A 5,148-nucleotide genomic window follows, 5' to 3' on the forward strand; every position below is an offset into this window, starting at 1 on the left:
TCCTCGCCGATCAGCCGCTCGCGCGGGACCCGCACACCGTCGAAGTGCAGCTGTGCGGTCGGCGAGGAGCGCATGCCCATCTTGTGCTCCGGCGCGGCCGCGAGCCGCGGCGCGGCGTCCACCTGGTAGCCGCCTCCCTGACCGGCCCGGTCGTACGCCGAGCCGGGCAGCTTGTCCCCGTACCGCTGGTGCACCAGTTGCTGGTACGCGGCAAGGGTGACCCCGCCCGCGCCCACCGAGCGCCGGGCCTCGTCGTCCAGCGGCAGCACCCGGCCGTCGCGCAGCACGTACCAGGCGTTGACCTGCGGCTCGCGGAAGGCGGTGCCGCCGCCGGTGCCCGCCGCCTTCGCCGCGTAGTCGCTCTCGTCGCCGCCCGAGGCGATGTTGACCACCTTCCAGGCCCCGTCCTGCCGCACGGTCCAGACCGAGGCGCTCTGCCCGTCCGCCGCGACCACCTTGCTGGCGGTGAACTCGGCCTTCGCCACCGGTGCGCCCGGGGTGCCGGCCACGAAGCCGGGGTCCAGCAGGTACACCGGCACGGTGTCGCCGGCCAGCCGCGGCGCGGCCGCGCCCGCCGCCCGGGCCTCCTCGGCGGCGCCGATGGTCAGCTGCTGCGTCGGCGGCACGCCCTTGCGGGCGAAGAAGTGGCCGACCTTGTCGAGGACGGCCGGGTCCTGGACCGCGCTGCGGGCCTGCGCCAGTTCGGCGGCGGGCACCGGGGCCGGGGCGGACGGGGAGTCCGCGTGCGCGGCCGGGGCGAGCGCCAGCGCGAGACCCGCGGTGAGCAGGGCGGTGACGGCCGCGGAGGTGGCGGAGGTGAAGGTGGCCCGACGGCGGCTCGTGGTCTCGGTCATGGTCGTCCTCACGCGCCAATCCGGTACAGGGAGTGGGTCCACGAGAACGTGTCGTTGTTCACGTAGTACCAGTAATCCGCCCAGTTGTAGCGGTAGTTGGAGGGCCACGGGTCACCCCAGTAGACCCAGTTGTTCCCGGTGTCGTAGCCGTACAGGACGTGCATGTGGCCGCCGCCCGAGCTCCACTGGATGCGCGTCTCGATCGGGCGGTTGGCGTTCACCTCGGACTGCACGGTGCCGTAGTTCAGGTACCCGCTGACGTACGAGCCCGGGTTGATGCCGACCCGGTTCAGCCCGTTCTGCACGTCGCCCAGCGTGGCCTGGCTGTTGGGGCAGCCGGAGTCGACGGCGCGGCCGAACGCGGCGTTGCAGAACTGGTTCTGGCTGTAGTTGTAGCCGTACCAGGTGGCGATGGTGTTCCCGCTCGCCGCCCAGCACCAGTTGGTCTGCTGTTGCTGCTGCATGGTGATGTTGAGCTTCTTGTACGTGCCGGCCAGGTCGGCCGTGCTGCCGGGCGCGGCGGCCTGGCGGACCTGGTGCGCGGCCCGGTCCTGGGCCGGGCCGTGGGCCTGGTACCGGGCCGGCTGACCGGCCGGGGCGGCGATCGCGGGCGCGGCCACCGCGGCGGTGAGCGCCGGGCCCAGCACACCGAGGGCGAGCAGCGAGACCGCGCGGCGCAACCGTATCCGTGGAACTGGCATGGGGGAGGTGCCTCCTTGCACGAGTGGAGCGAGGTGCTGTGTGGGGGCGCGGTCCGGATCGCGCCCCGAGCATCGCGCCTCGCCAGGTACGGGTCAACGGGCCTCGGCGGGGCCCGGACCGGGGTGTGAACGGGCGGACGCGGATGTGAACGACACCCCGGAAACCCCAGCGCAGCAGGCCCGGACCGGTGACAAACCGCCGCATCGATGTGAATATTCACGGTCAAACGGCGGCCCCTCCGAGCCGCCCGCGCCGGACCGCCCGCCCCAGGAGGCCGCCATCCACAGGAGCGACCCAGCCGACCTCGCCGCCGCCCTGCGCACCGGCCCCTTCCACCTCGCCCTGCGCACCGCGATCTCCGCCCGGGGCCTCGCCCTCCACCGCGTCCGCCGCCACCTCGCCCTGCGCGGCGTCAACGTCGGCCTCACCAGCCTCAGTTACTGGCAGCAGGGCCGCCGCCGCCCGGAACGCGCCGAGTCACTGCGCGCCGTCGCCGCCCTGGAGGAGGTCCTCGACCTGCCCGAGCACTCCCTGACTCGGCTGCTCGGCCCCCGCCGCGCCGCCGACCCCGCCCCGGCCGGACCGCCCGTACGCCCTTACCGCGACCTCATCTCACCGGCCGGAGCCGTCGACGGACTGCTCGCCACCCTCGCCGGCCCGCGCGACACCGGGCTGCACACCATCACCCACATCGAACGCATCCGGGTCGGCCCCGACCGCCGGCTCGCCCGCCGCGACTCCCAGCACGCCCTGCGCGCCCACCGCGACGGCATCGACCGCTACCTCGCCCTCTACCAGGGCGACCCGGGCAGCGACATCACCCGCGTCGGCGTCCGCGCCGAGGAGAACTGCCGCCCCGGCCGCATCCGCCGCGACCAGGCCCACCACCTGCTCGCCGCCGAACTCCTCCTCGACCGCCGCCTGCGCACCGGCGACACCCACCTGCTCGGCTACGGCTTCGACGAGGCCCCCTCCCCCGAGCCCAGCTGCGAATACGTCCGCGGCTTCAACTCCGGCGCCGGCCAGTACGTCCTCCAGATCACCTTCCACCCCGCCGCCCTCCCCGTCCGCTGCCACCGCTTCGCCCTCCACTCCCCCGGCGCCGCCCCGTACGAGACCGAGGAACTCACCCTCGACGGCCACCACTGCGTCCACCTGGTCGCCACGGCACTGCGGCCGTGCCTGCTGGGAATCCGCTGGGACTGGGAGTGACGACCGGGGTGGCCCGGGTGGCCGGCGGGGCACCCCCGCCGGCCTGAGCGCCCGCTAGGCGACCGTCGCGCCCAGCTTCTCGGCCAGCGCCGCCGGATCGGTGGTCGGGGCGTCGCAGGCGAAGTGCCGGCAGACGTACGCCGCGGGCGCCCCGCCGACCAGCGGCCGGTCGGCCAGCAGCGGCACCTCGACCTCCCCGGCCTCCCCGGTCTCCCCGGGCGCGCCGACCGCGACCACCGCACCCGGCGCCGTCCCGAGCAGCGCGGCCCGTCGCAGCGCCGCGGTGGCGGGATCGCCGTCCGGGCCGATCACGGCGACCTCGCGCGGCCCGTCGAGCAGGGCCTCCGCGACGGCGAGTCCCCAGCCGATGAACCGCGGCGCCCGGCCGGCGAGCGCGCCGACCACGCCGAGGGCCCGCTCGGCGGCCGTACGGTGCCGGTCGGAGCCGGTGTACGCGGCGTACGTGAGCAGGGCGCCGGCGGCGGCCGTCCAGCCGGACGGGGTGGCGTTGTCGGTCGGGTCCTGGGGGCGGCGGATCAGTTCCTCGGCGTCGTCGGCGGTGTCGTAGAGCGCCCCGGAGGCCTCGTCGGTGAAGTGCTTGAGCACGGTGTCGAGCAGGCCGCCCGCCAACTGGAGCCAGGAGGACTCGCCGGTGACGGCGTACAGCGCGAGGAAGCCCTCGGCGGTGTCCGCGTAGTCCTCCAGCACGCCGGCGTTGGCACCGGCCCGGCCGTCCCGGGAGGTGCGCAGCAGCCGGCCGTCCGGGGTGAGGTGCACGGCGAGCAGCAGGTCGGCGGCGCGTTCGGCGGCCTCGACCAGGTCGGGGCGGTCCAGCAGCGCGCCGGTCTCGGCGAGCGCGGCGACGGCCAGGCCGTTCCAGGCGGCGACCACCTTGTCGTCCCGGGCCGGGGCGGGGCGGGCCGACCGGGCCTCGGCCATCCGTGCCCGGATCGCCTCGTACTCGGCGAAGTCCTCGGGGTCGGCGAGGAGTTGGAGCACCGAGGTGCCGTGTTCGAAGGTGCCCTCGGCGGTGACGGTGAACAGCCGGGCGGCGGTGGCCGCGTCGGCGGGGCCGAGCAGGTCGACCAACTGGCCGGGCTCCCACACGTAGTAGGCGCCCTCGGCGGACTGCCCGGTCTCCTCGTCGAGGCTGTCGGCGTCCAGCGCGGAGGCGAACGCGCCCTCGGGCGTGCGGAGTTCGCGCAGCAGGAAGTCCGCGGTGGACAGCGCGACCCGGCGGGCGAGGGCCGAGCCGGTGGCCCGCCACAGGTGCAGGTAGGCGCGCAGCAGCAGGGCGTTGTCGTACAGCATCTTCTCGAAGTGCGGCACCACCCAGCCGGCGTCCACCGCGTACCGGGCGAAGCCGCCGCCGAGCTGGTCGTGGATGCCGCCGCGGGCCATCGCCTCGCCGGTGCGGACGGCCATCTCCAGGGCCGCCTCCGAACGAGTCCTGGCGTGGTGGCGCAGCAGGAACTCCAGCACCATGGCCGGCGGGAACTTGGGCGCGCCGCCGAAGCCGCCGCGGCTCTGGTCGAAGTCCCGGCTGAGGGTCACCAGTGCCTGGTGCAGGTCCGCCTCGCCGGGCGGGTGGTGGGCGCCGGCGGAGTAGACGGCTGCCCGCTCGGCCAGGTCGGCCCGGATCCGCCCGGCGACCTCCCCGACCTCCGCCCGCCGGTCCCGCCAGGCGGCCTCCACACCCTCCAGCACCTGCCGGAAGGACGGCATCCCGTGCCGGGGCTGCGGCGGGAAGTAGGTGCCGAAGTAGAACGGCTCCTTGTCGGGCGTGAGGAACACCGTCATCGGCCACCCGCCCTGCCCGGTCGCCGCCTGCACCGCCTCCATGTACACGGCGTCGACGTCCGGCCGCTCCTCCCGGTCCACCTTGACCGCGACGAACCGCTCGTTGAGGTACTCGGCGAGCCCGGCGTCCTCGAAGCTCTCGTGCGCCATGACGTGGCACCAGTGGCAGGCGGCGTAGCCGACCGACAGCAGGACGGGGACACCGCGCCGCTCCGCCTCCGCGAAGGCCTCGGGCCCCCAGGGCCACCAGTCCACGGGGTTGTCGGCGTGCTGGAGCAGGTACGGCGAGGTCGCGTCCGCGAGACGGTTCGGCATGCCCCCATCCTCGCGCATCCGGCGGCCGGGGCGCGGTAGGTCAGGCCGGTCCACGGCGACCGGCGCCTGCCGCCCGGGCGCCTCGATCCGCGCCGGCGGCTCGACCGGCCGCTCGGGATCCCACGAAGCCGAACGGCCCGCCGGGCGGCCGCGGCGAAGGCGGGCCCCCGCGGGGGCCGGCCGTCGACTCACACCATAGGGGCCGACCGCGGGGCGACGGAGTAGGCCATGATTAAAAGGCGGTTAAACGACATTGGCACGAAAC

The 5,148-nt window shown here is 75.1% G+C and carries 4 protein-coding genes; 1 reads left to right on the plus strand and 3 read right to left on the minus strand.

The genetic code is table 11. The features are described 5' to 3' along the window. Positions 1-854: hypothetical protein (locus ABZ449_RS41655; protein WP_360357264.1), on the minus strand; the 854-nt coding region annotated here is incomplete at its 3' end. Positions 855-862: 8 nt separating this feature from the next. Beyond that, the gene (locus ABZ449_RS41660) at positions 863-1,555 is read right to left on the minus strand and encodes a papain-like cysteine protease family protein (protein ID WP_360357267.1); all 693 of its coding nucleotides are present in this window, start codon (positions 1,553-1,555) and stop codon (positions 863-865) included. 280 nt (positions 1,556-1,835) lie between these two features. Here ABZ449_RS41660 and ABZ449_RS41665 point away from each other — a divergent pair, with 280 nt between their 5' ends. Beyond that, positions 1,836-2,768: a hypothetical protein gene (locus ABZ449_RS41665; RefSeq protein ID WP_360357272.1), complete on the plus strand. Its 933-nt coding sequence runs from the start codon at positions 1,836-1,838 to the stop codon at positions 2,766-2,768. Positions 2,769-2,822: 54 nt separating this feature from the next. Here ABZ449_RS41665 and ABZ449_RS41670 read toward each other — a convergent pair whose 3' ends face one another. After that, positions 2,823-4,883, minus strand: coding sequence for a thioredoxin domain-containing protein (locus tag ABZ449_RS41670; protein ID WP_360357269.1), 2,061 nt, complete (start codon positions 4,881-4,883; stop codon positions 2,823-2,825). Positions 4,884-5,148: the final 265 nt, after the last annotated feature.

This window comes from Kitasatospora sp. NPDC005856, assembly GCF_040629945.1.
GTDB lineage: Bacteria > Actinomycetota > Actinomycetes > Streptomycetales > Streptomycetaceae > Kitasatospora.